Source organism: Streptomyces sp. CNT360, from assembly GCF_000424785.1.
The window spans coordinates 310,501-336,397 of the sequence record NZ_AUKO01000001.1 but is presented as its reverse complement, the minus strand read 5'-3'; the positions used below and the strand labels follow the sequence as shown (position 1 = coordinate 336,397).

General features: G+C 72.7%; 22 protein-coding genes. 9 read left to right on the top strand and 13 right to left on the bottom strand.

The genetic code is table 11. The features are described 5' to 3' along the window. Nucleotides 1-62 precede the first annotated feature (62 nt). Entirely contained in the window at nt 63-4,130 is a 4,068-nt protein-coding gene (scy, locus tag H297_RS33855) for a polarized growth protein Scy (RefSeq protein WP_037792468.1), read from the bottom strand. A 263-nt stretch (nt 4,131-4,393) separates the two neighbouring features. Then, on the bottom strand, nt 4,394-4,834 hold the full coding sequence (mce, locus tag H297_RS0101370; RefSeq protein WP_027735584.1) for a methylmalonyl-CoA epimerase: 441 nt from the start codon (nt 4,832-4,834) through the stop codon (nt 4,394-4,396). Between the two features lie 134 nt (nt 4,835-4,968). Between mce and H297_RS0101365 the strand changes: the two genes are divergently transcribed. Both H297_RS0101365 and meaB read left to right on the top strand, forming a co-directional pair. Next, nucleotides 4,969-6,168, top strand: coding sequence for an acetyl-CoA C-acetyltransferase (locus tag H297_RS0101365; protein ID WP_027735583.1), 1,200 nt, complete (start codon nt 4,969-4,971; stop codon nt 6,166-6,168). A gap of 69 nt (nt 6,169-6,237) precedes the next feature. Then, entirely contained in the window at nt 6,238-7,194 is a 957-nt protein-coding gene (gene meaB, locus H297_RS0101360) for a methylmalonyl Co-A mutase-associated GTPase MeaB (protein WP_027735582.1), read from the top strand. Between the two features lie 83 nt (nt 7,195-7,277). On the opposite strand, the gene H297_RS0101355 is transcribed toward meaB, so the two are convergent. After that, the gene (locus H297_RS0101355; protein WP_027735581.1) at nt 7,278-7,940 is read right to left on the bottom strand and encodes a PepSY domain-containing protein; all 663 of its coding nucleotides are present in this window, start codon (nt 7,938-7,940) and stop codon (nt 7,278-7,280) included. Nucleotides 7,941-8,065: 125 nt separating this feature from the next. Between H297_RS0101355 and H297_RS0101350 the strand changes: the two genes are divergently transcribed. After that, nucleotides 8,066-8,761 carry a response regulator transcription factor gene (locus tag H297_RS0101350; RefSeq protein ID WP_027735580.1) on the top strand — a complete coding sequence of 232 codons (696 nt, stop codon included), beginning with the start codon at nt 8,066-8,068 and terminating at the stop codon, nt 8,759-8,761. Continuing rightward, a complete protein-coding gene (locus H297_RS0101345; protein ID WP_027735579.1) occupies nt 8,754-10,193 on the top strand; it encodes a sensor histidine kinase in 1,440 nt (479 codons plus the stop codon). The genes H297_RS0101350 and H297_RS0101345 overlap by 8 nt, the downstream gene beginning before the upstream one ends. Nucleotides 10,194-10,267: 74 nt before the next feature. On the opposite strand, the gene H297_RS0101340 is transcribed toward H297_RS0101345, so the two are convergent. From H297_RS0101340 to H297_RS0101325, 4 genes are all read right to left on the bottom strand, one after another. Then, nucleotides 10,268-10,744, bottom strand: coding sequence for a MarR family transcriptional regulator (locus H297_RS0101340; protein WP_027735578.1), 477 nt, complete (start codon nt 10,742-10,744; stop codon nt 10,268-10,270). A 103-nt stretch (nt 10,745-10,847) separates the two neighbouring features. After that, nucleotides 10,848-11,633, bottom strand: a complete 786-nt coding sequence (locus H297_RS0101335) for an AIM24 family protein (RefSeq protein ID WP_027735577.1) — start codon at nt 11,631-11,633, stop codon at nt 10,848-10,850. Next, nucleotides 11,630-12,280 carry an AIM24 family protein gene (locus H297_RS0101330; protein WP_027735576.1) on the bottom strand — a complete coding sequence of 217 codons (651 nt, stop codon included), beginning with the start codon at nt 12,278-12,280 and terminating at the stop codon, nt 11,630-11,632. Before H297_RS0101330 ends, H297_RS0101335 begins: the two co-directional genes overlap by 4 nt. Beyond that, nucleotides 12,280-12,924 (bottom strand): AIM24 family protein, encoded by a 645-nt coding sequence (locus H297_RS0101325; protein WP_027735575.1) that lies wholly within the window; start codon nt 12,922-12,924, stop codon nt 12,280-12,282. The genes H297_RS0101330 and H297_RS0101325 overlap by 1 nt, the downstream gene beginning before the upstream one ends. 105 nt (nt 12,925-13,029) lie before the next feature. On the opposite strand from H297_RS0101325, the gene H297_RS0101320 reads away from it, so the two are divergent. From H297_RS0101320 to H297_RS0101310, 3 genes are all read left to right on the top strand, one after another. Next, the gene (locus tag H297_RS0101320) at nt 13,030-13,431 is read left to right on the top strand and encodes a DUF3817 domain-containing protein (protein ID WP_051351401.1); all 402 of its coding nucleotides are present in this window, start codon (nt 13,030-13,032) and stop codon (nt 13,429-13,431) included. After that, entirely contained in the window at nt 13,428-13,724 is a 297-nt protein-coding gene (locus H297_RS0101315) for an MTH1187 family thiamine-binding protein (protein WP_027735573.1), read from the top strand. Before H297_RS0101320 ends, H297_RS0101315 begins: the two co-directional genes overlap by 4 nt. Before the next feature lie 118 nt (nt 13,725-13,842). Beyond that, entirely contained in the window at nt 13,843-14,370 is a 528-nt protein-coding gene (locus H297_RS0101310) for a MarR family transcriptional regulator (protein WP_027735572.1), read from the top strand. 54 nt (nt 14,371-14,424) lie between these two features. Here H297_RS0101310 and H297_RS0101305 read toward each other — a convergent pair whose 3' ends face one another. From H297_RS0101305 to H297_RS0101295, 3 genes are all read right to left on the bottom strand, one after another. Further along, complete coding sequence (locus tag H297_RS0101305) at nt 14,425-15,861, bottom strand: cytosine permease (RefSeq protein WP_027735571.1); 1,437 nt, start codon at nt 15,859-15,861, stop codon at nt 14,425-14,427. Beyond that, nucleotides 15,861-17,534, bottom strand: coding sequence for an amidohydrolase (locus tag H297_RS33850; protein ID WP_106959525.1), 1,674 nt, complete (start codon nt 17,532-17,534; stop codon nt 15,861-15,863). Before H297_RS33850 ends, H297_RS0101305 begins: the two co-directional genes overlap by 1 nt. 212 nt (nt 17,535-17,746) lie before the next feature. Beyond that, on the bottom strand, nt 17,747-18,649 hold the full coding sequence (locus tag H297_RS0101295) for an Lrp/AsnC family transcriptional regulator (protein ID WP_027735570.1): 903 nt from the start codon (nt 18,647-18,649) through the stop codon (nt 17,747-17,749). 168 nt (nt 18,650-18,817) lie between these two features. Here H297_RS0101295 and H297_RS0101290 point away from each other — a divergent pair, with 168 nt between their 5' ends. Together H297_RS0101290 and icmA are read left to right on the top strand one after the other, a co-directional pair. Further along, nucleotides 18,818-19,156 (top strand): DUF3817 domain-containing protein, encoded by a 339-nt coding sequence (locus H297_RS0101290; protein ID WP_027735569.1) that lies wholly within the window; start codon nt 18,818-18,820, stop codon nt 19,154-19,156. Nucleotides 19,157-19,251: 95 nt separating this feature from the next. Then, nucleotides 19,252-20,952, top strand: a complete 1,701-nt coding sequence (gene icmA, locus H297_RS0101285; protein WP_027735568.1) for a coenzyme B12-dependent isobutyryl-CoA mutase large subunit — start codon at nt 19,252-19,254, stop codon at nt 20,950-20,952. On the opposite strand, the gene H297_RS33845 is transcribed toward icmA, so the two are convergent. The 3 genes from H297_RS33845 to H297_RS33835 form a co-directional block, all read right to left on the bottom strand. Beyond that, nucleotides 20,928-22,103, bottom strand: coding sequence for a glycosyltransferase family 2 protein (locus H297_RS33845; RefSeq protein WP_051351400.1), 1,176 nt, complete (start codon nt 22,101-22,103; stop codon nt 20,928-20,930). The genes icmA and H297_RS33845 overlap by 25 nt on opposite strands. 101 nt (nt 22,104-22,204) lie before the next feature. Then, nucleotides 22,205-24,292 carry a hypothetical protein gene (locus H297_RS33840; protein ID WP_051351399.1) on the bottom strand — a complete coding sequence of 696 codons (2,088 nt, stop codon included), beginning with the start codon at nt 24,290-24,292 and terminating at the stop codon, nt 22,205-22,207. Beyond that, entirely contained in the window at nt 24,292-25,731 is a 1,440-nt protein-coding gene (locus tag H297_RS33835; RefSeq protein WP_051351398.1) for a bifunctional cytidylyltransferase/SDR family oxidoreductase, read from the bottom strand. Before H297_RS33835 ends, H297_RS33840 begins: the two co-directional genes overlap by 1 nt. Nucleotides 25,732-25,897 lie beyond the last annotated feature (166 nt).

Genomic DNA, 25,897 nt, shown 5'->3' with positions numbered 1-25,897 from the left:
CAAGCGGCGTGTCATCGAGCTTATGCGCGTTTGATCTGGAGAATGTGCCCTCGTTCGAGTGGCTAAGCCTCCGAACCCTTGCCATTCGAACGAGTGGTACCCGCGCCAACTCCCGCTGCCACGCCACTGTTCGCGCCGGAGGCGCGGGCGCCCTTCTTGCCGGACCCCGACCCCCGTCCGGAGCCCCCGCCGGACCCGGAGCCCGGTCCGGAGCCCGAACCGGAACCGGAAGCGGAATCCGATCCGGAGTCGGAATCGCCGCCGTCCTTGCCGCCTGACGCGGCGGCACCCGGCGTCTCGAACGACTCCAGCGCCTCCAACACGTCCTGCACGCGGGAGATCTCCGCGTTGATGTCCTCCTGGCGGCGCATCAGAAGGTCGAGCTCGTGCTGCCCGGCCTCGACCGTGCGCTGCGCCTCCTCGGCGGCCTCCTCGCGCAACTGCTCGGCCTCGCGCAGCATGGCGGCCTTCTTCTGCTCGGCCTCCTTCAGCAGGCCCTCCGCCTTCTTGACGGCGGCGATCCGCACCTTGCCCGCCTCCGCGTCGGCGTCCGCGCGCAGTTCCTCGGCCTTCTTCCGCGCCTCGGCCAACTGCTCCTCGGCGGCCTGCACCAGCTTGTCGCAGCGTTCACCGGCGGACTGCATGGCCTCGGCCGCCTCCCGGCGGGCCCGCTCGTGCAGTTCCTCGACCTCCGCCTCGATGCGGGTGCGCAGCTCCTCGGTGCGCTCCCGGATCGCGCTGGAGTCGCTGCGGGCCTCCTCCAGCAGGGTGTCGGCGTCGGCACGGGCGGCTTCGACCAGTTCGCGGCCCTCGTCCCGCGCCTCCTCGACCAGTCGTTCGGACTCGGTGCGCGCGGCGCCGACCATGGCGTCCACCCGCTCCTCGGTCTCCGCCTGGGTGCGCAGGGCCTCCTCCTGGGCCTTGGCGAGGAGTTGGTCGGCCTGCTCGGCGGCCTCGGTGCGTTTGGCGGCCGCGTCCTCCCGGGCCTGGTCGCGCAACTGTTCGGCCTCGGCGCGCAGTTCCTCGCTGTACCGCTCGGCGGCCGCACGGGTGTCCCGGTCGTACTGGTCGGCAGCCGCACGGGTCTCCTGGTCGAACTGTTCGGCGGCGGCACGCACTTCCCGGTCGTACTGCTCGGCCTCCGTGCGGATCAGACCGGCGGCACGCTCGGCCTCCGCCCGCGTCTCGGCGCCGGCCGCCTCGGCCTGGGCGCGGGTCCGCTCGCCGAACTCCTCGGCCTCCGCGCGGGTGTGCCGGCTGTACTCGTCGGCCGCGCCCCGTACCTCCTGGTCGTAGCCGAGTGCCTGGGCCCGCGTCTCCTGGTCGAACAGCTCGGCGGCCGCGCGGGTTTCCTGGTCGTAGCTCTGGGCGGCGGCCCGGGTCTCCTGGTCGAACAGTTCGGCGGCCGCGCGGGTCTCCCGGTCGAACCGCTGGGCCTCGGCGCGGACGTCCTGGCCCGCCTGCTCGGCCTCCTCGCGGGTGCGGTCCGCCTCCTCCTGGGCCTTCGCCATGAGCTGGTCGGCCTGCTCGGCGGCCTCGGTACGTTTCTGCGCCGCCGCCTCGCGGGCCTCGTCCACCAGCCGGTCGGCCTCCGCGCGGGACTCCTCGGCGCTGCGCTGCGCGTCGGCGCGGGTCCGCTCCGCCTCCGCCGTCGCCTCCGCGACGGCCTGCTCCGCCAGCGACCTGGCCGCCTCCGCCTCCTCCTGGGCCTCGCGGCGCACCGTCTGCGCGGCGTGCTCGGCGGCCGACCGGAGCCCGGCGATCTCGGTCTCGGCCTCCTCGCGCAGGCCGGACACCGAGTCCCGCACCTGCTGTGCCGTCTCCTCGGCGGCGGCCACCAGCTCCGCGGAGCGGCGCTCGGCCTCCTCCGTCAGCTGCTCGGCCTCGTGCTGGGCCTCGGCGACGCGCTTGCGGGCCGAGGCCAGCAGCTCCTCGCTCTGCTCGCGGGCCTGCGTGCGCTCCTGGTGGCTCTCCTCCCGCGCGGCGGCCAGCAGCTCCTCGGCCTCCCGGCGCCGCCGTGCCGCCTCCTCCTGCGCGGCGGTGAGCGCCTGGGCGGCCTCCGTGCTGGTCCGCTCGGCCGCCGCGTCGGCCTCCGCGCGCACCCGGTCGGCCGTCGCCTGGGCCTCCTCGCGCAGCTGCTCGGCTTCGGCGGTGGCCTCGCTGCGCAGCTGGACGGCGAGCGACTCGCCCTCCGCGCGGGCCTGCGAGGCGTCCGCCGCGGCCTCCGCGCGCAGCCGCTCGGCCTCCTCCTCGGCCTGCTCCCGCAGGGCGCGCACCCGCTCGGCGGTCTCGGTGCGGAGCTGCTCCGCCTCCGACCTGGCCTCGTCGCGGAGCTGCTCCGCCTCGGTACGCGCCCGGGTCAGCCCCGACTCGGCCTCGGCGAGCTTGGCCTCGGCCTCCTCGCGGAGCCGCGTCAGCTCCGCCTCGGCCTCGGCCTTCCGTGCGCGGGCGGCCTCCTCGGCCTCCTCGCGCGTCGTACGGGCCGCCTCCTCGGCCTCGGAGCGGGTCTTGTCCGCCGCCTCCTCGGCCAGCGAGTGCAGCGCCTCGGCCTCCGTGCGGGCCCGCTCCAGCGCCTCCTCGGCCTGTTTGCGCAACGACGTGGCGCGCTCGATGGCCTCCGTGCGCACCCGCTCGCTCTCCGTGGTGGCGTCGGTGCGGGTCTCCTCGGCGTCGGCCTTGGCCTTGCCCAGCAGCTCCTCGGCGCGGCTGGCGGCCTCCTCGATCTGCTGGACGGCGTCGCGGCGGGCCTCGCCGCGGATCTTCTCGCCCTCCTCGACGGCCTCGGCCCGCAGCTGCTCGGCCTCGCCGCGCAGCCGGCGCGCCTCCTCCTGGAGCTCGACCGTCTTGGCCCGGTACTCCTTGGTGTCGTCCTTGGCGGCGCCCTTGAGCTCCGTGGCCACGTCGTGGGCCTCGGCGCGCAGCCGGTCGGCCTCCTCCTCGGCCTCCCGGCGCAGCCGCTCGGCCTCCTCGCTGGCGGACCGTGTGGTGGCCTTGGCCTCCTCCGAGGCCTTGGTCAGCACGTCCTCGGCGGTGCGGGCGGCCTGCGCGAGCTGGTTGGCCGACTCCTCGGCCGTGGTGGTGCGCGCCTTCTCGCGGGCCTCGGCGACCAGCCGCTCGCCCTCGGTCCTGGCCTCCTCGCGGGCCTGCTCGGCCTCGGCCCTGATCGCCTCCGCCTCGGTGGTGGCCTGGCCCACCAGCCGCGCCACCTCCGCCTTGGCGGTACGGGTGCGCTGCTCGTTCTCCGACTCGGCGTCCGTGAGCCGCTTGCCGGCCTCCTCCTCGGCCTCCGCGAGCTTGCCGGCCGCCTCCTCGCGGGCCGTCCGCAGGGCCTCCTCGGCCTCCCGCATCCGCTCCTCGGCGCGGCGGGTCAGCTCGGCGGCCTCCCGGCGGCTGGTCTCGGCCTCGTCGGCGGTGGAGGTACGCAGCTGCTCGGCGTGGTCGGTGGCCTCCTGGGCCTGCGTGGAGGCCGCATTCAGCAGCCGCTCGGCGTCCGCCCTGGCCCGGCGGAGGATCGACTCGGCCTCGCTGCGGGCGTTCTCCGCCTCGGTGCTGAGCCGCTGCCGGGCCTCCTCCGTCAGCCGCTGGGCCTCGGCGCGGGCCCGGCTCAGCGACTGCTCCGACTCGGCCCGGGTCTCCTCCATCAGCCGGCGGGCCTGCTGCTCGGTGCGGGAGCGCAGCTGCTCGGCCCAGGCGATGTTGTCGTTGACGTGGCTCTCGACCGTGGAACGGCGCTCGGCCAGCTCCTGGTCGAGCTGCTGGCGGCGGCGCACCGCCTCGGCGTGCAGCTCGGACTCCAGGCGGGCCTGTGCCTCGGTCTGCTCCTGGAGGAGCCGCTGCGTCTGGGCGCGCGCCTCGCGCAGCTCCCGCTCCGCGTCGGCGCGCATCTGGTCGGCCTGGAGCTGGGCGTTGCGGAGCAACTGCTCGGCCTGGTGGGAGAGGTTGTCGTACCCCGCCGGGCGCGTGGCCAGCGCGCGGCGCGCCTCGTGCAGCTTGGCGCGCAACACTTCGACCTGGTAGCCGAGGTCGTCGGCGTGCTCGACGGCCTTCTCCCGCTCCTTCTTCAGCCGATCCATCTCGGCCTCGAACTGCGAGAGGTGATCGTCAGCCTCGTAGCGGTCGTAGCCCCGCACTGCGCGGTCCCATCCGTCCCCTGGTAGTCGTGGAGATGATCCGAACCCTCTCCCCGGACTTGATGACACGTCCCGACGGAAATGGTGTCAGATCGTCGGCGGAACGTGGACCGAGCCCCCAGTCCGGAGACCTCCTCGGGTGGGGAGGGCCCGCCCCGGCCGAAAGGCCACTCTACCGGGCGCGGAAGCGGACGTCAGTGGTCCGTTGGTGCGGCCGGGATTTCCCGGGGTGAGGGGCCGGGCACAGCCGGTCGCCCGCGGGGTCAGTGCGCGTCGCCGTGCCGGGGGGCGGCCGTGACCAGTTCGGTGAGCACCCCGTGGCAGTCCTTGGGGTGCAGGAAGGTGATGCGGGAGTCCATGGAGCCGCGGCGGGGCTCGTCGTAGAGCACGCGGACGCCCTTGTCGCGGACCGCTGCGGAGTCACCGTCCACATCGGCGGTGCCGAAGGCGATGTGGTGGACGCCCTCACCGTTCTTGGCGAGCCACTTGGCGACCGCGGAGTCGTCCCGGATGGGCTCCAGGAGCTGGAGGTAGGAGGAGCCGCCGTCGTCCGTCCCGTTGATCCGCAGCATGGCCTCGCGGACGCCCTGTTCCTGGTTGACCTCGGTGTGGAACACCGTGAAGCCGTACGTGCGAGAGTAGAAGCCGACCGTGGCTTCCAGGTCCCGGCAGGCGATTCCGATGTGGTCGATTCGCGTCAGCATGGGCAACAGTGCAGCGTTCCTCGCCCGGTTACGCAACGTGCGCACGGTCACACTCATCGACCGGTGACCAAGACAGGTACCGCTCAGTATCTTGAGTGATAACCCTCGTTAACTTCCCGCCGGAAGGGAACCTCATGACTGCCACTCCCAGCAGCACCACCTCCGTGATCGTCGCCGGCGCCCGTACGCCCATGGGGCGGCTGCTCGGCTCGCTGAAGTCCTTCTCGGGGGCCGACTTGGGCGCGTTCGCCATCAAGGCCGCGCTGGAGCGGGCCGGTATCGGCGGCTCCCAGGTCGAGTACGTGATCATGGGTCAGGTGCTGCAGGCCGGCGCCGGCCAGATCCCGGCCCGCCAGGCGGCGGTCAAGGCGGGCATCCCGATGAACGTCCCCGCGCTGACGGTCAACAAGGTCTGCCTGTCGGGGCTGGACGCGATCGCGCTGGCCGACCAGCTCGTCCGTGCGGGGGAGTTCGACATCGTCGTGGCCGGCGGCCAGGAGTCGATGACCAACGCCCCGCACCTGCTGCCGAAGTCCCGGGAGGGCTACAAGTACGGCTCCCTGGAGGTGCTGGACGCCATGGCGCACGACGGGCTGACCGACTCCTTCGAGGGCATCGCCATGGGGGCCTCCACCGAGAAGCACAACACCCGGCTGGGCATCCCCAGGGACGCCCAGGACGAGATCGCCGCCCGCTCCCATCAGCGCGCCGCCGCCGCCCAGCGGGACGGGCTCTTCGCGGCGGAGATCGCCCCGGTGGAGGTCCCGCAGCGCAAGGGCGACCCGGTGCTGGTCTCCGAGGACGAGGGCATCCGTGGCGACTCGACGGCGGAGTCCCTGGGCAAGCTGCGGCCCGCGTTCGCCAAGGACGGGACGATCACGGCGGGTTCGTCCTCGCAGATCTCCGACGGCGCCGCGGCCGTCGTCGTGATGAGCAAGGCCAAGGCCCAGGAGCTGGGCGTGGAGTGGCTCGCCGAGATCGGGGCGCACGGGAACGTCGCCGGGCCCGACAACTCGCTCCAGTCGCAGCCCTCCCACGCGATCGAGCACGCGCTGAAGAAGGAAGGCCGCGCCGTGGCCGATCTCGACCTGATCGAGATCAACGAGGCCTTCGCCGCCGTCGCCCACCAGTCGATGAAGGACCTCGGCGTGGGCCCCGAAAAGGTGAACGTGAACGGTGGCGCCATCGCTCTGGGCCACCCGATCGGGATGTCCGGGGCGCGGATCGTGCTGCACCTCGCGCTGGAGCTCAAGCGCAGGGGCGGCGGACTCGGCGCGGCGGCGCTGTGCGGTGGCGGCGGCCAGGGCGACGCCCTGATCGTCCGTGTCCCGTAGGAGCGAGCCGCCGAAGAGAGCTCACCGGCAGGGAGCTCGCCCGCGACAGGGAAGGGAACCGTAGGAGCAATGGTGGATGTCGCAGCGCTGGTGGCGGCGGCCCGTGAGGGGGCGCCGCGCGCGGTGGCGCGTCTGATCTCCCTGGTGGAGGGCGCCTCGCCGCACCTGCGCGAGGTCATGGCCGCCCTCGCCCCCCACTGCGGCAACGCCTGTGTGATCGGCCTGACGGGGTCCCCGGGGGTGGGCAAGTCGACGACGACCTCCGCGCTGGTGACCGCGTTCCGCGCGGCGGACCGGCGGGTGGGGGTGCTGGCGGTGGACCCGTCCTCGCCGTTCTCCGGCGGGGCGCTGCTCGGCGACCGCGTCCGGATGGGTGAGCACGCCTCCGATCCGGGGGTCTACATCCGTTCCATGGCCACCCGCGGTCACCTGGGGGGCCTGGCCTGGGCGGCGCCGCAGGCGATCCGGGTGCTGGATGCGGCGGGGTGCGACGTGGTGCTCGTCGAGACCGTGGGCGTGGGCCAGTCGGAGGTGGAGATCGCCGCGCAGGCCGACACCAGCGTGGTCCTGCTGGCGCCCGGCATGGGGGACGGCATCCAGGCGGCGAAGGCCGGAATTCTGGAGATCGGCGACGTGTACGTCGTGAACAAGGCCGACCGGGACGGCGCGGACGCGACCGTGCGGGAGCTGAACCACATGCTGGGCCTGGGCGAGGCCCGCCGCCCGGGCGACTGGCGGCCCCCGGTGGTCAAGGCGGTGGCGGCCCGCGGCCAGGGCGTGGAGGACGTGGTCGCGGCCCTCGACAAGCACCGCTCCTGGATGGAGGAGCACGGGGTCCTCGCCCAGCGCCGTGCGGCTCGGGCCGCGAAGGAGATCGAGACCATCGCGGTGACCGCACTGCGGGAGCGGATGGACGAGCTGCGGGGCGGCAAGCGGCTGGACGCGCTGGCCGGGCGGGTGTGCGAGGGGGAGCTGGACCCGTACACGGCCGCCGACGAACTGGTGGAGGGCGTCACCGAGGGGTGACGCCCTCCCGTCCGTCCGCAGGAGCGGGGGAGCGGAGGCCGAGGGGGACCGTCCGGCCCCGCCCTCCCCGGTAGCACGCGAGTTCAGTCGTCGTCGTGCTCGGTCTCCTGGTGCACGACCTTGCCGGAGGTGCCGTCCAGGACGAGCTCGTGCTCGGTGCCCTGCTTGGTCACGGTCTCGGCCTCCCAGGTGCCCTGGCCGGCGCCGTCGTCGGAGTCGGCCTCCAGGCTGACGGAGGTGACGGTGCCCTTGCTCGCGGCCGCGGCCTTCTTGCCCACCTCCGCGGCGTCGAGCTTGGCGGAGCGCACCACGGAGCGGTCGTCGTCCTTGTGGCTGTCCACCCGGTTGCCCAGGACGTTCCCCTTGGTGGCGTCCAGGGTCACCTCGTGCCACTTGTTGTCCTTGCCGAGGACGTCGGCCTCCCACACGAGCTTGTTGTTGTCGGTGTCCAGCTCCAGCTCGGTGATGCTGCCGGGGACCTCCTTGAGGACGGAGCGGGCCGCCTGGCCGAAGGAGACCTCGCTGCCGCCGTTGCTCTCGGCCTTGTCGGCGCGGTCACCGTCCTTGCCGTCGTCGTCGTGGTCCCCGCGGTCGTCGTGGTCGGCGGTCCGGACCTGCGACGAGGAGGCGGAGGCCGGCTGGGCGTCCGCGCCGCTGCCGCTGTTCGCGATCCCGAACGCCGTCGCCGTACCGCCTCCGATCAGGGCGGCGGCGGTGACGGTGGCGATGGTGATCTTGCGCTTCATGGCGTTCGACTCCTCGGGTCTGTCGGTGCTTGCGCTTGCGATGACTCCAAGGTGGCCGACCGCTGCTGAACGTGAGCTGAAGCTGCCTGAAGCCCTCTTCAGGCGCGATTTGGCATGGTGGGCGCATGCGCCTGTTGATCGTGGAGGACGAACGGCGACTGGCCCGGTCGCTCGCCGGTGGCCTGGCGGCCGAGGGCTTCGCCGTGGACGTCGTGCACGACGGCGCGGAGGGCCTGCACCGGGCGGTGGAGAACGCGTACGACCTGATCGTGCTGGACATCATGCTTCCCGGCATGAACGGCTACCGGGTCTGCGCGGCGCTGCGGGCGGCGGGCGACGAGACGCCGGTGCTGATGCTCACCGCCAAGGACGGCGAGTACGACGAGGCCGAGGGCCTGGACACCGGCGCCGACGACTACCTCACCAAGCCCTTCTCCTACGTCGTGCTGCTCGCCCGGGTGCGCGCCCTGCTGCGCCGCCGCACCCGGGGGGCCCAGGCCGCGCTGCGCGTCGGCGAGTTGACCGTCGACCCGGCGGCCCAGCGGGTGACCGTGGGCGAGCGGGAGGTCGAGCTGACGACCAAGGAGTTCGCCGTACTCGAACACCTGGCCGTGCGGGCCGGCGAGGTCGTCTCCAAGACGGACATCCTCGAACACGTCTGGGACTTCGCCTACGAGGGCGACGTCAACATCGTCGAGGTGTACGTGAGCGCCCTGCGCCGGAAGCTGGGCGCCGAGTGGATCGCCACCGTGCGTGGCGCCGGGTACCGGCTGGCGGGCGGCCCCCGGGGCGAGCGCGGCACGGGCGGGCACGGTGCGTAGGGCCTCGGTACGGGTACGGGCCGCGCTCGGCGCCACGGTCGTGGTGGCCCTCGCCCTCGTCGCCGCGGGCTTCTTCGTCGTCGCCACCCTGCGTGGCGGCCTCGCCGACACCGCCCGCCTGAACGCCGAGAACGCCGCCCGCTCCACGGCCGCGCAGCTCGCCGACGTGTCCGACGCCGCGGTCCCCGACGTCGACGGGCTGGACGGCGACGACCCCGTCCAGGTCGTCGACGCGCGGGGCCGGGTGCTCGGCGCGAGCGACCCCCTCCAGGGCCGCGCCCCCGTCGCCGACTTCTCCCGCCCGGACGAGCCCGACCACGACGCCGACGACGGCGGGGACGCCGACGACCCCGATGACCTCGACACCGACAGCGAGGACCGGACCCGCGCCCTCCCCGTCGACGACGACGGCGAGGTCACCTACGACAAGGACGACATCACCGGCACCCAGGACTTCAGCCTGGCCGCCGTCCAGGGCCGCACCCACGACGGCACCCCGGTGACCGTGTACGCCGGTGCCTCGCTCGACGCCCAGCAGAAGGCCGTCTCCACGGTGACCCGCTCCATGCTGTTCGGGCTGCCCGCACTGCTGGTCGTCGTCGGCGGCGTCACCTGGCTGGTGACGCGGCGTGCGCTGCGGCCCGTGGAGGGCATCCGACGGGAGATGGGCGCCATCACCGCCAGCACCGATCTGACGCGACGGGTGCCGGAGCCGGACGCGCGGGACGAGGTCGCCCGGCTGGCCCGCACCACCAACCAGACCCTCGCCGCGCTGGAGGCGTCCGTGGAGCGGCAGCGCCGCTTCGTCGCGGACGCCTCCCACGAACTGCGCAGCCCCATCGCCTCGCTCCGCACCCAGCTGGAGGTCGCCGCCGCCCACCCCGAGCTCCTGGACGTGGACGGTGCCGTCGAGGACACCGTGCGGCTCCAGGCGCTCGCCGCCGACCTGCTGCTGCTCGCCCGGCTCGACGCGGGGGAACGGCCCGCCGATACGCGGGTGTCCCTGGCCGCGCTGGTCCGCGAACAGGCCGGCCAGCGTACGGGCGACCGGCACCCGGTGCGGGTGCTCTCCCTCGACGAGGGCGAAGTGCGCGGCTCGGCGAACCAGTTGGGCCGCGTGCTGGGCAACCTGCTGGACAACGGCCAGCGGCACGCGGACTCCCGCGTCACGGTCCAGGTCCGCCGGCAGGGCGAGGCGTTGGAGCTGATCGTCGGCGACGACGGGGAGGGCGTGCCGGAAGGGGAGCGGGAGCGGATCTTCGAGCGGTTCGTCCGGCTGGACGCGGCGCGCTCCCGCGACGAGGGCGGGGCCGGTCTGGGCCTGGCCATCGCCCGTGACGTCGCTCAGCGGCACGGCGGCACGCTCCGCGTCCACGACGCCGAGGGGGGCGGCGCCTGCTTCGTCCTGCGGCTCCCGCAGGCGCGGGACTGACCCCGGCTCTCCCCGGGTGCGCGCCCCTCCCGGAAGCGGGCCGGGCTGCGCCGCGCGGCCCGCACCGGCCGCCCTCACACCCGGCCGCGCTCCGCCCGCAGCTTCTCGGCGACCGGCCGGAGCGTGCGCTCCAGCCGGTCGAGGTCCTGGGGGCTCATGCCGTCGATGAAGTGGCGCCGTACGGAGGCGACATGGTGCGGTGCGACGTGCCGCATGGTGTCCCAGCCGTGCTCGGTCAGGACGGCGAACAGTCCGCGCTTGTCGGACTCGCACGACTCGCGGCGCACCAGCCCCGCCTTCTCCATCCGGGTGATCTGGTGGGACAGCCGGCTCTTGGACTGGAGGGTGGCTGCGGCGAGGTCGGTCATCCGCATCCGGTGCTCCGCCGATTCCGACAGGTTGACGAGTATCTCGTAGTCGTTGAGCGTCAGCCCGAACGGCTGGAGGTCCCGTTCGAGCTGGTGGCCGAGCAGCCTGCTGACGTCCAGGTGGGTGCGCCAGGCGCGCTGCTCGTCCTCGGTGAGCCAACGGGTGCCGTCGTCGGTGTCCATGTGGTGAGACTTTACCGACCGTCGTACAGGCGTGCTCACGCGGTGTGGTGTGAAGGTGCCGCTCTGTCGTCGGCGGGACCGTCCGCCCCTCGCGGGCGCGCGGTCAGAGGCCGAACCGCCGCTGGAGACCGCCGAACTGGCCGGGCGACTGCGGCGTCTGCTGTCCGCCGTGGCTTCCGGGACCGCCCCCGGGCACTCCGGCCTGCTCCGGGACCTGGCCGGTGGCCCGTTCGTCCATCAGCACCTCGGACGACTGGAGCAGTATGGTCCCGGCCCCGACGAACTCGAACTGGTGCTCCTCGCCGGACGCGCCTCCCAGCCCCGTCAGAGCCCGTACGCCGCCCAGGACGCCCTTCATGTACTGGTGGTCGTAGTGGTGGCAGGGCGAGGGGCAGTCCGCCCAGCCGACCAGCGCCTGCGGGTCGACCCGCACCGGCGGCTCCACGAAGTGGACCTCGCCGTTGGAGGCCGCCACGAACTTGCCCGTGCCGATCAGGGTGAGGAAGCCGGGGATGATCGACTGCTTCAGCGAGAGCGCCGGATCGAAGGCCAGCAGGTTGCCGGAGCGGACGGTCAGATTGCCGTCCTCCAGGTCGAAGGAGTTGACGTGGAACGCCCGGTCGGCCAGCAGCAGCTTGCCCCGCCCCTCGGCGACGACCCAGTCGGCGGCGTGCAGCGGCGAGTGGAAGCTGGAGGCCACCAGGTGGTCGAACCGGCCGTGCCCGACGCCCTGGAAGTCGATCTGCCCGTAGTAGGCGACCATCTTGCCCTTCTGCAGGAACCAGCGGCCGTCCAGGTCGACGGAGAAGGCGTACGGGTTGGCGTTGTCGTTCGAAGGCAGCGTCGCGGCATCGAACACCTGGTAGTCGACAGAGCCCTGGGACGTCACAGCTTCTCCTCACTGGCCTGCACGAACACGGCCCCGCTGCCGGACAGTTCGAGCTGGAACGCCTCGCCCGAGCCGCGGCCGACCATGTCGCGCCAGCCCAGGGCGGAGGACAGTTTGTTGCGTACGTCACCGTAGTGGGCGACATACGCCTGCGGATCGACATGCACCGGGTGGCCGGGGGACACGGGTAGCTGGACGATCCCGCCGTGCGCCATCACGGCCACCGAGCCCTTGCCGGTCAGCGTCGTGGTGAACAGCCCCTGCCCGGAGACCTGGCCGCGGACCATGCCCATCACCCCGCCGTCCCGGCCCAGGAAGAGAGTGCCCTGCTGGAGACTGCCGTCGAAGGCGAGCAGGCGGTCGGCCTCCACGCACAGGGTGTCGCCGTCCAGCTCGATCACCTCGACGTGGTGGCCGCCGTGCCCGAACATGACCAGTCCGTCGCCTTCGACCGTCATCAGCGGCGCGGCCTCGCCCGCCACCCGTCGGCCGATCATGGACATCATCCCGCCCTGGCCGCCCTGGATGTTGGGCGTGAAGGTGACCTCGCCGCGGTAACCGATCATGGCGCCGCGCTGGCTGTAGAGCCGCTGCCCCGGCGCCACCCGCGCCTCGACGAGCTTGTCGGAGATCTCCCGGAACGGCATCAGACGTCCCCTCCCAGGGTGTTGCGCTCGCTCGGCTGCACGTACACCAGGCCCTCGCCCTCGAAGCGGATCTGGAACGACTCGCCCGATCCCTCGCCCATCAGCGTGCGGAAGTTCACACCGGACTGGAAGCTCTGCCGTAGCCGGCCCTGGTGGGCGACGTAGGCGCCCGGATCGACCTGGAGCGGGGTGTCGCGGGTCACGCGCAGCAGCACCGCGGGGCCGTCCGACATGAGCGCCGCCCACCCGGTGCCCTCGACCGAGGTGGTGAACAGGCCGTTGCCCTGCGAGGCACCGCGCAGCCCGGTGAACGTCGTGCCGGTACGCAGGCCGCTGTCCGTGCACAGCAGGTTGCTGGCCTCGACGTACAGGGTCTCGCCCGTCAGCCGGACGAGGTTGATGTCGCTGGCGCGGTCGGCGAAGTAGCAGGTGCCCTGCCCCTTCACCTCCATCACCGTCATCTGCTCGCCGGTCAGCCGGCGGGTGACCATGCCGCGCAGGCCGTCACCGCCGCCGGTCAACTTCTTGAACGTCATCTCGCCGTCGTAGGCGACCATCGAGCCGTTCTTCGCCTTGACCGCGTCGCCGCCCCCGCCCAGCGTGGCGGCCAGCACCTTGGTGCCCTGAAGTCCGAACTGAGCCACGCTCCGAACCTACCCTGTGGCCGGGGAGAGTCGGCAGTGCTGCCACAATGGAGGAGCTTGTGCTTCCCTTCACAAACGATGACGCAAACGATCTGAGGACCTGCCGTGGCCATACTGGAAACTCCTAGCGGCCTGCCGCCCAAGTCGGTCTCCGCACTGCGCCGCCTGCGACTCACCTCGGTGCCCGAGGGAGTCTCCTTCCTCCTCCTGCTGGTCTGCTCGGTGCTCAAGCGGACCAGCGACTTCAATGCCGTACCCGTCATGGGGGCCGTGCACGGCATCCTCTTCATCCTGTACGTGCTCTTCTGGGCGGACGCCTGGAACCGCACCAAGTGGCCGCTGCGCCGCGCGGCCCTCTACTTCGTGCTCTCCGTGCTGCCGACCGGCGGCTTCTTCGCGGACCGGATGCTCCGCGAGGAGGAGAAGGCCGGCGTCATCGCCGCCCGCGCCCGCAAGGAGCGGGCCGGTACCGTGACCAGCAGCGGCGGCAGCGCGGTGCGCTCATGATCGTCGCCTTCTCCGTCACTCCGCTCGGCGTCGGCGAGGACGTGGGGGAGTACGTGGCCGATGCGGTACGGGTGGTCCGCGAGTCGGGGCTGCCGCACCGCACGGACGCCATGTTCACCTCGCTGGAGGGCGAATGGGACGCGTGCATGGACGTCGTGCGCCGCGCCGTCGCCGCCGTCGAGGCACGGGCCCCGCGCGTCTCGCTCGTCCTCAAGGCGGACATCCGGCCCGGTGTCGAGGACGGCCTGACCGCCAAGGTCGCCACCGTCGAGCGCTACCTCGACGGGAACTGACCCCTTCCGGAGGGGACGGCCCGGGCGCGGCGGCTCCCTCCGGGGCACGGTGCCCGGGAGGGGGCCCGGAACGTGAGACGGCTTCGGTCCGTGTCCGACCGGCCGATAGGGTCGAGGTGTGCCGAAGCCTCTCAGTCTGTCGTTCGACCCGATCGCCCGCGCCGATGAGCACTGGAAGCAGCGATGGGGTTCGGTGCCGTCCATGGCCGCCATCACCTCGATCATGCGGGCCCAGCAGATCCTGCTGGCCGAGGTCGACGCGGTGGTCAAGCCCTACGGGCTGACCTTCGCGCGGTACGAGGCGCTGGTGCTGCTGACCTTCTCGCAGAGGGGCGAGCTGCCGATGTCCAAGATCGGCGAGCGGCTGATGGTGCACCCGACCTCGGTGACCAACACCGTCGACCGGCTCCAGACCGCGGGCCTCGTCGAGAAGCGGCCCAACCCCAACGACGGCCGCGGCACCCTGGCCGCCATCACCGACAAGGGCCGCGAGGTGTGCGACGCCGCGACCCAGGAGCTGATGGCCATGGACTTCGGCCTCGGTGCCTACGACGCCGGGGAACTGGACGAGATCTTCACCATGCTGCGCCCGCTGCGGGTCTCCGCCGGCGACTTCGCCCAGGACCCTGACGCCGCTGACCGCTGACCGCTGACCGCTGACCGCTGACCGTCCGCGGGCCGCCGCCCGTGCGTGGCGGGATCAGGCCGCGGCCCGCACCCGGCGCCCGGACAGCGCCAGGTAGACGGCGGCCGCCACGAGGATCGGCAGGAACCACGACAGGTCGGCGCCGCCGAGCCGGACGCTGAGCCAGCTGTGCAGCAGGGGCGAGTTGATGGTGAGCAGGCCGGTCGCCATGCTGCAGGCCAGCGCGAGGATGCCCCGCGGATTGACGCCGCCGGTGCCCCAGTACGGGCTGCTCGGTCCCGTGGTGTGGACGGCGTGGGCGTCGTACCGCCAGCGCCGCAGCACCCCGTCGGTGATCCAGACGGCGGCGAACGGCCCGGCCCACACGTTGACCAGGGACAGGAAGTCGTTCAGGGCCGTCTCGAAGTCGTAGACGAACAGGATCAGCAGCACGGCCGCGAGCGCGAGGACGGCGTCCAGCGCGGTGGCCAGCCAGCGGCGCAGGGGGATGCCGACGGCCTGGACCGCCAGGCCCGAGGAGTAGAAGACCGAGGCGTTGTTGGAGATGGAGCCCAGGAAGCAGGCCGCGATGTAGAGGACGAACACCCAGCCGGGCACCAGCGGCTCCACCCCGGCGACCGGGTCGGACAGGTCGGTGCGGGTGGCGACGACGACGCCGGTCAGTCCCAGGTACACCGCCATGCCCGCCCCGCCGCCCAGCACGCGCGGGAACACCTTGCGCACCGGTGTGTCCGAGGGCAGATAGCGGGCGTAGTCGGGGGAGACCACCAGGTACGACAGCGATCCGGAGGCCACCAGCGCGGCGGCGGACAGGATCAGCGCCGTGCCGCCCGTACCGCCGCTGTGCGCGGGCCGCCAGCTCCAGTCCACCTCGCCGACGGTCCAGGCCAGCAGCAGGGCGAAGACCACGGCGACGGCCACCGCGAAGTACGGCTGCACCCTGATCAGCAGCCGGTGCCCGGTGACGGCGATGACGATGGCCGAGCCGAGCACGAGCACCGTGGCCAGCACCTTGCCCGCGGCGCCCGGACGGTGCCAGCCGAGCTGCTGGAAGAACGCCAGCACGGCGAAGACGCCCAGCAGCCCGTTGACGGTCTTGAAGCCCAGCGACATGGCCCAGGTGAACAGGGCGTTGACCCGGTTGCCCAGCACACCGAACGGTGCCCGGCTCAGCGTCAGCGCGGGCAGCCCGGCGCGCGGCCCGGCGATCGAGCTGTAGGCGACGAGGGCGAACAGCGCGTTGCCGAGCACCACCGCCACCACCGCCTGCACCAGGGAGAGGCCCAGCCCGACGGCGCCCGCGCCCAGCACGAAGAAGAACTGGTAGGAGTTGATGCCCGCCCAGAAGAAGCCGAGCTGCCGCAGGCTCATGTACCGCTCGGACTCCGGAATGAAGTCGTAGCCGTGCTGTTCGAGCGTGCCGCCCGCCGAGGACGTACCGCCCGCCGAGGAGGCGACCTGGGCGCCGTCGGGCGCCGTGCCGGCGCCCATCAGCCGTGCTCCTTCGCGCCCGACGCGTCCCACACGCGGTCGCCGCCGATCCACGTCTCGCTGACCTGGAGAGCGGCGAGCCGGTCGGTGTCCTCGATGCCGAAGGGGTCCTCGGCCACGAGGACGAAGTCGGCCAGCGCGCCGGGGAACAGGGCGCCGACGGCGTGCTCGCGGTGCAGCGCGGTGGCCCCGCCGACGGTGTGTGCCCGCAGCCCGTCGGCCACGCTCAGCCGCATCTCCTCGGTGCCCAGCCGGGTGCCCAGCACGGTGCGGCGGCTCGCGGCGGCGGCCACGGCCTCGAAGGGGCGCGGCGGTGCGACGGGCGCGTCCGAGCTGAGGGCGAAGGCGGTTCGGGCGCGCTGGAGGAGGCCACAGGGGTTGTACCGGTGGCCGAGCTCGCCGATCGCGGTGAGCGTGCCGTCGCCGGTCCGCAGGTGGTGCTGCGGCTGGAGGACCGCGTGCACCCCCAATTCCCGCATGCGGGCGATCTCCTCGTCGGTGGGCAGTCCGCAGTGCTCGACGCGGTGGCGCCGGTCGGCGGCGGGGGTCTCGGACAGCGCCTTGTCCACGGCGTCGAGCATCATGCCGATGGCGTACGGGGACTGGGCGTGGGTCGCCGTCTGGAGGCCCGCGCGGTGGGCGCGCACCAGCAGTTCCTCGTACTCCTCGGGGGAGTGGTAGAGCTGCCCGTGGTGGCAGCAGTCGGCGGCGTAGCCGTCGGGGAAGTAGGCGGTCCAGCCGCCGAGGGTGCCGTCCGCGTACAGCTTGACGCCCTGCACCCGCAGCAGGTCGTCGCCCAGCGGCCGGGTCAGGCCGAGGGCGAGCGCGTCGTCGAGCAGCGCGGAGGTGAGGTAGACGGAGGTGCGCATGCGCAGGTCGCCGCTGTCGCGGGCCCGCAGGTAGGTGTCCAGCTCGCGGCGGGAGGCCTGGGCGTCGCCGATGGTGGTGACCCCGGCGGCCAGGAACCTGGCCTGGGCGCGCAGCAGGTGGCCGCGCATCACGTCCTCGGGGTCGTCGAGGTGGAAGTTGGGGCCGTGATTGGTGATCTTGACGCCGTCGGGGCCGGTCAGCAGGTCGCAGGCGCCGTCCCACAGTTCGCCGTTGGGCTGTCCGGACGCGTCCCGCCCGATGCGGCCGCCTACCGGGTCGGGGGTGTCGGCGCTGATGCCGTACCGGCGCAGGGTGTGGCTGTTGACGACGCCGCCGTGTCCGGAGGCGTTCATCACGTAGACCTCGCGGTCGGCGGCGACGCGGTCGAGATCGTGCCGGTCGGGGTGGCGGCCCTCGGCCAGCCGCCGGTGCTCGTAGCCGAATCCCCGCACCGGGGCGTCGGCGTGCAGACCCTCGGCGTGGGTGCGCAGGGCCGCCACCATGTCGTCGATACCGGCCACCGCCTCGGGGCGTACGTCGGCCCAGGCGAGGTTCTGGCCGTACATCACCGGATGGCAGTGGGCGTCCACGAAGCCGGGCAGCATGTGCTGCCCCGCCAGGTCGTGGACCGCGTCCACCCGGCCGTCGAGCGCCGCCCGGCAGTCCGCCTCCGCTCCCGCGTGCACCACGCGGCCCGAGCGGACCGCGAGCGCCGGTACGGCGCCCGCCGCGGTGAGGGTGTGGACGGTGCCGCCGGTGACGAGGAGGGTGCGGTCGGCGCCCGTCGGGGAGGTGCTGGGCATGGGGGACTCCTGTGATGCGCAAGAAGGAGGATGTCGCCGACGTATCGATGGTCCGATGCGTCATGCACAACTGTTTCGCTCGCACAGAGTCTAAGAAGCAAGCGAACGGATGGCCAGAGGTGCGAGGAAGTGAGTATGCGTCGGCCTGAGCAGGGCTGTGCGAACGATGCGTCGGCCGGACCGCTTCCGGGCCGCCGTGTACAGCGGACGGCTCAGCGCGTCGCGGAGTCGTACCGCTCCTGCACCAGCTCCAGGTGCAGCCAGCTCTCCAGTGCGTGCACCCCCGCGCTCGCGCGCAGCTTCTCCAGTGCCGTCAGCACCTGACCCAGGGTCGCCCCGCCCACGGTGCCGATCACATCGGCCCGGCCCACGCACTCCGCCGCGAACTGCACCGAGTCGGCGGCCACCAGCTCCGCCACGTCCGGTCCCGTCCCGTCCCGGCGCAGCGCGAAGCCCGCGAGGTGGCCGAGACCCACCGCGCCGGGCCGGGTCAGCGCCACCACCCGGAAGACCCCCGCCTCCAGCAGCCGCAGGGACCTCGCCCGCGTCGCCGCCGGGGACATGCCGATCTGTTCGGCCAGTACGGCGTACGACATCCGGCCGTCCGACTGGAGAGCCCGCAGGATCGCGTGGTCCGTGTCGTCCAGCTCCAGCGGCTGCGGCGGCTCGGTCGGCAGGTACGGGTCCTTGACCACGCGGGTGTAGGGGGTGGTGTCCACCGCACGGACCCCCGGCAGGCGCGCCAGGCCGGCCAGCAGTGTGCTCAGCGCCCCGAAGCTTACGGTGCGCAGCTCCGCGATCACCGGCCGCCGGCCCGCCGCCAGGGTGACGAAGACCGCTTCGGGCAGGTCGGCCAGCGCGCGGGCCGTCGGCGCCGCCTCGCCCTCGACCGCGACCGCCACGTGGGCGGACACGGTGCGCCCCAGCAGCGCGGGATGCACGATGCCGACGATCCGCACGACGCCGTCCCCGGCCAGCCGCAGCACCCGGGCGCGGGTCGCGGCCCGGGAGAGGCCGATCCGCGCGGCCAGCGCCTCGTAGCTGGCCCGCCCGTCCTGCTGGAGCAGCCGGACGAGTGCCAGGTCCTTGGGGTCGAGGGAGGGCGCCGGATTCATCGGGTGGTCAGTCTGCCACGGTTGGTGCGGCCGCCCGCCGCCCGGCCGACGACCCGGAGGGGGCCGCGGTGGGACGGGTGCGGGGACCCGGAACGGCGCGGGGACGGAGCGGTCGCGAGCGCAGGGGGGTGGGAGGAGCGCCCGCGCGCGAGGGCTACGCTCGGTCCCATGAAACGAAGCGTGCTGACCCGCTACCGCGTCATGGCGTACGTCACCGCCGTGCTCCTCGTCCTGCTCACCCTCGGGGTGATCGCCAAGTACCTGCTGGGGATGGACGGTGCGGCGGGCTTCACCAGTGTGGTCGGTATCGCGCACGGCTGGCTCTACATCCTGTACCTGATCTTCGCCTTCGACCTCGGCCAGAAGGCGAAGTGGCCGCTCGGCAAGCAGATCCTGATCCTGCTGGCGGGCACCGTCCCCACCGCGGCCTTCTTCGCGGAGCGGAAGGTCACCCGTGAGGTCGAACCGCTGGTCAAGGAGCGGGAGGCCGCGCCGGTCGGCGCCTGACGGCACCGCGGCTCCACCTCGGCGGGCAGCGCCGGGGCCACACCGGCCCCTTCTGCCATCGACTTTTACTTGGACGTCCGAGTAAATTCGACGGTATGGATGCTGACGCCATCGCACAAGGCCGCCGTCGCTGGCAGGAGCGCTTCGACTCCGCCCGCAAGCGGGACGCCGACTTCACCACGCTCAGCGGCGACCCCGTCGAGCCGGTCTACGGGCCCCGGGACGGCGACACCGTCGCCGGGTTCGAGCGCATCGGCTGGCCGGGCGAGTTCCCCTTCACCCGGGGGCTCCACCCGACCGGCTACCGGGGCAGGACCTGGACCATCCGCCAGTTCGCCGGGTTCGGCAACGCCGAGCAGACGAACGAGCGCTACAAGATGATCCTGGAAGCGGGCGGGGGCGGGCTCTCCGTCGCCTTCGACATGCCCACCCTCATGGGCCGCGACTCCGACGACCCCCGCTCCCTGGGCGAGGTCGGCCACTGCGGCGTGGCCATCGACTCCGCCGCCGACATGGAGACCCTCTTCGCGGGCATCCCGCTCGGGGACGTCACCACGTCGATGACGATCTCCGGCCCCGCCGTCCCGGTCTTCTGCATGTACCTGGTCGCCGCCGAACGGCAGGGCGTGGACCCCGCCGTCCTCAACGGCACGCTGCAGACCGACATCTTCAAGGAGTACATCGCGCAGAAGGAGTGGCTCTTCCAGCCGGAGCCCCATCTGCGGCTCATCGGCGACCTGATGGAGCACTGCGCGCACGGCATCCCCGCCTACAAGCCGCTGTCCGTCTCCGGTTACCACATCCGCGAGGCGGGGGCCACGGCCGCCCAGGAGCTCGCCTACACGCTGGCGGACGGCTTCGGCTACGTCGAACTGGGCCTCTCCCGCGGCCTGGACGTCAACCGCTTCGCCCCCGGTCTGTCCTTCTTCTTCGACGCGCACCTCGACTTCTTCGAGGAGATCGCCAAGTTCCGTGCGGCCCGCCGCATCTGGGCCCGTTGGATGCGGGACGTGTACGGCGCCACCAGCGAGAAGGCGCAGTGGCTGCGCTTCCACACGCAGACCGCCGGTGTCTCGCTGACCGCGCAGCAGCCCTACAACAACGTCGTCCGCACCGCCATAGAGGCCCTCTCCGCGATCCTCGGCGGCACCAACTCGCTGCACACCAACGCGCTCGACGAGACCCTGGCGCTGCCCAGCGAGCGGGCCGCGGAGATCGCGCTGCGCACCCAGCAGGTGCTGATGGAGGAGACCGGCGTCACCAACGTCGCCGACCCGCTCGGCGGCTCCTGGTACGTCGAGGCGCTGACCGACCGCATCGAGGCCGACGCGGAGAAGATCTTCGAGCAGATCCGCGAGCGCGGCCGCCGCGCCGTCCCCGACGGCACCCACCCCATCGGCCCCATCACCTCCGGCATCCTGCGCGGCATCGAGGACGGCTGGTTCACCGGCGAGATCGCCGAGTCCGCGTTCCGCTACCAGCAGGCGCTGGAGAAGGACGACAAGAAGGTCGTCGGCGTCAACTGCCACACCTCCTCCGTCACCGGCGACCTGGAGATCCTGCGGGTCAGCCACGAGGTCGAGCGCGAGCAGGTACGGGACCTCACCGACCGGCGGGCCGCCCGCGACGATGCGGCCGTCCGCCGTGCGCTCGGTGCGCTGATCGAGGCGGCACGGGGCACCGGCAACATGATCGAGCCCATGCTGGAGGCGGTCCGCGCCGAGGCGACGCTGGGCGAGATCTGCGGCGCCCTCCGGGAGGAGTGGGGCGACTACACGGAGCCGCCCGTCTTCTGAGGCGGCTCCTCGGCCACCCGGCCGGGGCCGCCCGCGGTGCGGCGCGAGCGGTCGGCCTTCCGGCGACGTGCGTGCAGCCGGGTTCCGAGGCGGGAGGGCCGGCTGCGCGCCGGTTCCGCCACCGCCGGGCGGCCCGCGGCGGGCGCCGGCTCGGGGGTGCCGCCCGGCTCCGCCCCCCGCGCGGCCAGCAGCGCGAGGGTGTCCGAGACGAGGTCGGCGCGCTGCTGGTGGATGCCGTGCAGCAGGAGCCGTTCGTGGGGCTTCAGGCGGCGCCGCACCCCCTCGGTCGCGTAGTCGGCGACCAGCGGCGCGGCCAGGGCGAAGCACGCACGCCAGGTCTCCTGCGACTGTTTGCGCATGCGTGGGCCGAAGGTGCGCAGCACCTTCAGCCGCAGGGGCCGCACCGAGAGCAGGTCGCGGTCGTCCCCCGGTGGCAGCAGATCGGCGATCAGTTCGAGCTGTACCTGGGCGGCGAGGATCCCCTCGGTGATGCTGGAGGCGCTGGTCAGGTTCCCCCCGTCGGTGCGGCGGACGATGTAGAGGCACGGGTAGTCCGCGACGACCGAGATGCCGTCGGCTCGGATGTACGCCTCCAGGGTGAAGCAGGTGTCCTCGCCGTGCAGCACCCCCTCCTTGAACCGCATGCCGTGCCGCTCGACGAGCTCCCGCCGGAAGAGCTTCTCCGCGCTCATGGTCTGCAGGGCGTTGCTGCGGTAGGGGTCCGTCCTGCCCACGTTCTCGGTGAACATGGAGCGGGGCGCCTTGCGGTTGATGCCGGTGATCCTGCCGAGCACGACGTCGGTGCCGTTGGCGTCGGCCGCGGCGACCATCCGCTCCAGCGCCTCGGGGCCCAGGTGGTCGTCGGCGTCCAGGAAGAACACGTAGCGGCCGCCGGCCATGCCGAGCCCGACGTTGCGCGGGCCGCTGGGTCCGCCGGAGTTGGCCTGGTGCACCACCCGCACCGTCAGGCGTGAGCGGCGGGCGAACCGTTCCGCGTAGGCGCCGCTGCCGTCCGTGGAGCCGTCGTCGACGACGACGACCTCCAGCCGCCCGGCAGCGAGCGACTGCTCCTCCAGCGACGTCAGGCACTGCCGGAAGTACGGCAGTCCGTTGTAGACACCGACGATCACGGTGACGTCCGGCTGGGCCACGGGTCCTCCTGAAGGGGCGGTGCGAGGCGGCGCGTTGCGGGGGTGTGCGGTACGGGGCGTGCAGGCCCCGGCGCGAGCAAGGGCCTGCACACGAGCGGGGGTTACGACGCGGACACCGACGTCGGCGCGTCCGGATCGGTGGGCTCGTCGGCCGGGCGCGGGCCCGTGTCGGCCGGGTGCGGGCCCGCCGTGGTGATGACCACCCTGTCGGGCGTCTGGAGGAGCTCGCCCATCGCGGCGTGGAACCGGGTGGCGGCGTCCGGGGTGTCAGGACCGAGGAGGTAGCGGCGCAGCCGCCGGCGCTCCGCGGCCAGCGGGTCCTCGCCGGGCTCCGCCACCCGGGCCACGACCTCGGCCACCTCGTGCACGTCCCGGGAGAGCAGGTAGGCGGCGCCGGCCGTCGGGTAGCGGCGCCGGAACTCCGCCTCGCCCAGCCCGACCACGTCGGTGATGGCGTACGGCTTCTCGCTGGCCATGAAGTCCGACACGACGCTGGAGACGTCGGAGACGAGCAGGTCGCACGCGTTGAAGCAGGAGTACAGATCGGGCCCCTGCGCCGTGATGTACCGGTGCTGCCACAGGTCGGCGCTGCTCCAGTACAGCGCGTCCCGCCTGCGCCGCAGCTCCTCGCGCCGTGCGGCGTCCGCCCTGGTGAACTGGGCGTCGCGGGAGCGTTCCGCGTCGTCCGCGCCCGCCCTCGCCCGGTTGGACAGGGCCGTGAGCTCCGCGGTGACGCGCTGGAGTTCGGCCTGCGCGGCCTCGACGGCCGAGCCGTCACGCGCCCCCTCATTCCGCTGGTCCGCCCGCTGTGCGTTCGCCCGGTCCAGCGCCGCGACGACGGCCTGGTGGGCCTCGCGTGCCTCCGGGGCGCACATACCGGTGTAGGGGTGCGGACGGTAGAGCACGCGCACCGGCTGTTCCAGCGCGAGCAGCGCCTTGATCAGGGCCTCGCCGGAGGAGATCAGGGAGGTGTCACCCGGTTCGTTGGTCCAGCCCTCCCAGGTCGGCGCGTACAGCACCGTCAGCGGCGCACCCGGCTCCCGCTGCCCGGCCCGCTCCACGCCGGCCAGTTGGGGCCGCCCCACCTCGAAGACGGCGCTGTCCCGCACGCCGACACCGGCGTCCGCCCACCGGTCGCGTCCCGCGCGGCCTGCGGTCCACACCTGGTCGTACACCTTCGCGTAGGGGTTGACGGAGGCGACCTTGTCGCTGTCGCCGTGGCCGATGAAGACGTGCTTGGCCTGCCGCATCCGCAGCACATGGATGTTGGGGCCCACGTTCGCCGGATAGAGCACCAGCTCGACCGAGGAGAAGTCCCGGTTCATCACGTCCTGGGCGGAGGGCAGACACAGGACGGGCAGCGGGGTGGGGTCGAGCTGCTCCAGTATGTGCCGCTCCCGCAGCACCACCAGCGGCCTGCCGCCCGACTCGGCCAGCGTGCGCAGCCACATGTTCGCCTGGTAGGCGCTGCCCTTGGTGCCGGAGAAGTAGAGCATGACGGTGGGCTCGTACCTGCGCAGCCAGGCGTCCACGTGACCGAACACCGCGCCCTTGCCGGGCATGCCGCGCCCCCGCACGTGGGCCACCGCGAGCAGCAGCGCGTAGCCGAGGCAGTAACCGACCATCGCGCCGCAGCCCAGATAGCCCGGCCAGCGGGTGCCGGTCGCCGCGCCGGCCAGCAGGCCCGCCATGGCGGGCACGTCGGCGTGCATGGACTTCGCGAAGGCGTTGGAGGTCAGCGCGCGCGGCGGGGCGTCGCGCAGCCGCAGCGCGGTCCAGTCGATGTTCCGGGTGGCCAGCGGCAGCTTCCGCGCGTTCTGCACCCGGTGCAGCAGCACGCTCTGCGGAACCTGGAGGAAGTAGTACGCGACCAGGGCCACCACGGCCGCCGTCAGCAACTCGGCGGAGGCGCCCGCCTGCACCAGGAGCAGCAGGAGCATGACCTGCCGGAGCGCGAACCGCACCGTCGCGGGGAAGCGGGCGTTGCGCAGCGCCTTGTCGAGCCCGCCGCCGTTCCCGCTGAGCTTCCAGTCCGAGACGTAGGACAGCGCGAGGGAGCAGGTGAACAGGGCGACGCTGCCCCACAGCGCGCCGACCAGCATCAGCGGCCAGCTCAGCAGGAAGAACGTGGCCGCGCCCGGGCGGCGGAGGAAGAGGCTGAAGGAGCGTCCCGTGATGGTCGGAGGCATCAGACCTGGCCCTCCATCTGGTCGTCGAGCCGTACGTCGATGACATGGCCGGTGAGGGGGGAGAGCAGCACGTCCAGCGAGGTTCTGGCGACGGATTCGGAGGTGAGCAGCGAGCTCGGGGGCTCCTCCCCGAACGCCTGGAGACGCATCGGTGTACGGGTGCGTTCGGGGTTGACGCAGTTCACTCGCACGCTGTTCTCCGACCACTCGTCGGCGAGGGCCTGCACGAGGTTGACCACGGCGGCCTTGGTGGAGGAGTAGAGGCTGTAGTCGGCCCGCCCCCGCGTGTAGCTGCTGGAGGTGAAGAGCAGGAAGTGTCCGCCTGTCTCCGCGAGATACCGGTGTCCCGCCTTGGCTATGTGCACCGGGCCCATGTAGTTGACGTCGAGGGCCTCGCGCACCAGGTCGTCCTCCATCTCGGCGAGCCTGCCGATGCGCAGCACGGCCGCCGTGTTCACCAGGTAGTCGATGCGTCCCGTCTCCTGGTAGGCGGCCGCGAGCGCCTGCTCGATGTCCTCGTACCGCTCGACCCGGGTGCCGGTCGTGGAGCGGCTGTAGGAGAAGACCTGGGCGCCGTGGTGCTCGGCCAGCTTCGCGAGGTCGGCACCGATGCCGGAGGAGCCGCCGAAGACGACGACGGTCTTGTCCTCCAGCAGCTTCCGGTAGGCGGCCTCGTCCCGCCGGGCCGGAACCGTCTGCGAGGAGAGCTGGAAGAGCCGGTCCACCAGGTGCAGGTCCACCGGGTCGGTCACCTTCATGTTGTGCTCGTCGCCGGTGACGACGTCGACCGCGACCTCCGGCATGTAGGTGAGGACGACGGAGCAGTCGTCGGTGGCCACGAAGTTGGGGTCCTTCTCGGCACGCGCGTACGCCTCGCACAGGGTGGACAGCCGGAAGGCCTGCGGGGTCTGGCCCCGGCGCAGCCGGCTGCGGTCGGGGATGTCGGTGATCCACTCACCGTCCTCGCCGTGCGGGCGGGTGACGATGATGGTGTCCGCCGAGGGGATCGCGACGTCCACGGCGCGGTACGTCTCCAGGGCGCCGAGGCACTCGCCGATGATCCGCTGGGAGACCAGGGGGCGGGCGGCGTCGTGGAGGATGACGTTCTGGTCCTCGCCGTCGGGCAGCCGGTCGGACAGGGCGGTCAGGGCGCGCCGGGTGGTCGCGCTGCGGGTGCTGCCGCCCTCCAGGACGTGCGACACCTTCGTCAGCCCGGCCTTCTCGACGATCCGCTCGGCCTCGTCCGTGTAGCCGGGTGTCATCATCACGACGATGTCGTCGATGCTCGGTGCCAGCTCGAAGGCGGTGAGCGTGTGTTCGAGGATCGTCTTGCCTGCGATCTTCACCAGTTGCTTCGGAGTGCCGAGTCCCACCCGGACTCCCGTGCCGGCCGCGAGTATCACGGCGGTGTTGTGCAACGGCTCCATGGACGTGGTCATGGGCAGCTCCCTTTCCTCCAGCGGGGCGGCCGTCGCGGGGACGGCCGCGGCCCCGCTGTGGACTCGACGCCGGTACGCGTGAGCCACACCGGCGTCCGCAACCGAGCGAGTGTTCCGTTGCCATCAGCGTGTGAGGCGAACAGGCGTCCCGCTACTCGGTCGGGGC

Bases quoted from the DNA above. Each gene is read 5' to 3' on its own strand.
- mce (WP_027735584.1), bottom strand. From the start codon at position 4,834: ATGCTGACGCGAATCGACCACATCGGAATCGCCTGCCGGGACCTGGAA.
- H297_RS0101365 (WP_027735583.1), top strand. From the start codon at position 4,969: ATGACTGCCACTCCCAGCAGCACCACCTCCGTGATCGTCGCCGGCGCC.
- meaB (WP_027735582.1), top strand. From the start codon at position 6,238: ATGGTGGATGTCGCAGCGCTGGTGGCGGCGGCCCGTGAGGGGGCGCCG.
- H297_RS0101355 (WP_027735581.1), bottom strand. From the start codon at position 7,940: ATGAAGCGCAAGATCACCATCGCCACCGTCACCGCCGCCGCCCTGATC.
- H297_RS0101350 (WP_027735580.1), top strand. From the start codon at position 8,066: ATGCGCCTGTTGATCGTGGAGGACGAACGGCGACTGGCCCGGTCGCTC.
- H297_RS0101340 (WP_027735578.1), bottom strand. From the start codon at position 10,744: ATGGACACCGACGACGGCACCCGTTGGCTCACCGAGGACGAGCAGCGC.
- H297_RS0101330 (WP_027735576.1), bottom strand. From the start codon at position 12,280: ATGCCGTTCCGGGAGATCTCCGACAAGCTCGTCGAGGCGCGGGTGGCG.
- H297_RS0101315 (WP_027735573.1), top strand. From the start codon at position 13,428: ATGATCGTCGCCTTCTCCGTCACTCCGCTCGGCGTCGGCGAGGACGTG.
- H297_RS0101305 (WP_027735571.1), bottom strand. From the start codon at position 15,861: ATGGGCGCCGGCACGGCGCCCGACGGCGCCCAGGTCGCCTCCTCGGCG.
- H297_RS33850 (WP_106959525.1), bottom strand. From the start codon at position 17,534: ATGCCCAGCACCTCCCCGACGGGCGCCGACCGCACCCTCCTCGTCACC.
- H297_RS0101295 (WP_027735570.1), bottom strand. From the start codon at position 18,649: ATGAATCCGGCGCCCTCCCTCGACCCCAAGGACCTGGCACTCGTCCGG.
- H297_RS0101290 (WP_027735569.1), top strand. From the start codon at position 18,818: ATGAAACGAAGCGTGCTGACCCGCTACCGCGTCATGGCGTACGTCACC.
- icmA (WP_027735568.1), top strand. From the start codon at position 19,252: ATGGATGCTGACGCCATCGCACAAGGCCGCCGTCGCTGGCAGGAGCGC.
- H297_RS33840 (WP_051351399.1), bottom strand. From the start codon at position 24,292: ATGCCTCCGACCATCACGGGACGCTCCTTCAGCCTCTTCCTCCGCCGC.
- H297_RS33835 (WP_051351398.1), bottom strand. From the start codon at position 25,731: ATGACCACGTCCATGGAGCCGTTGCACAACACCGCCGTGATACTCGCG.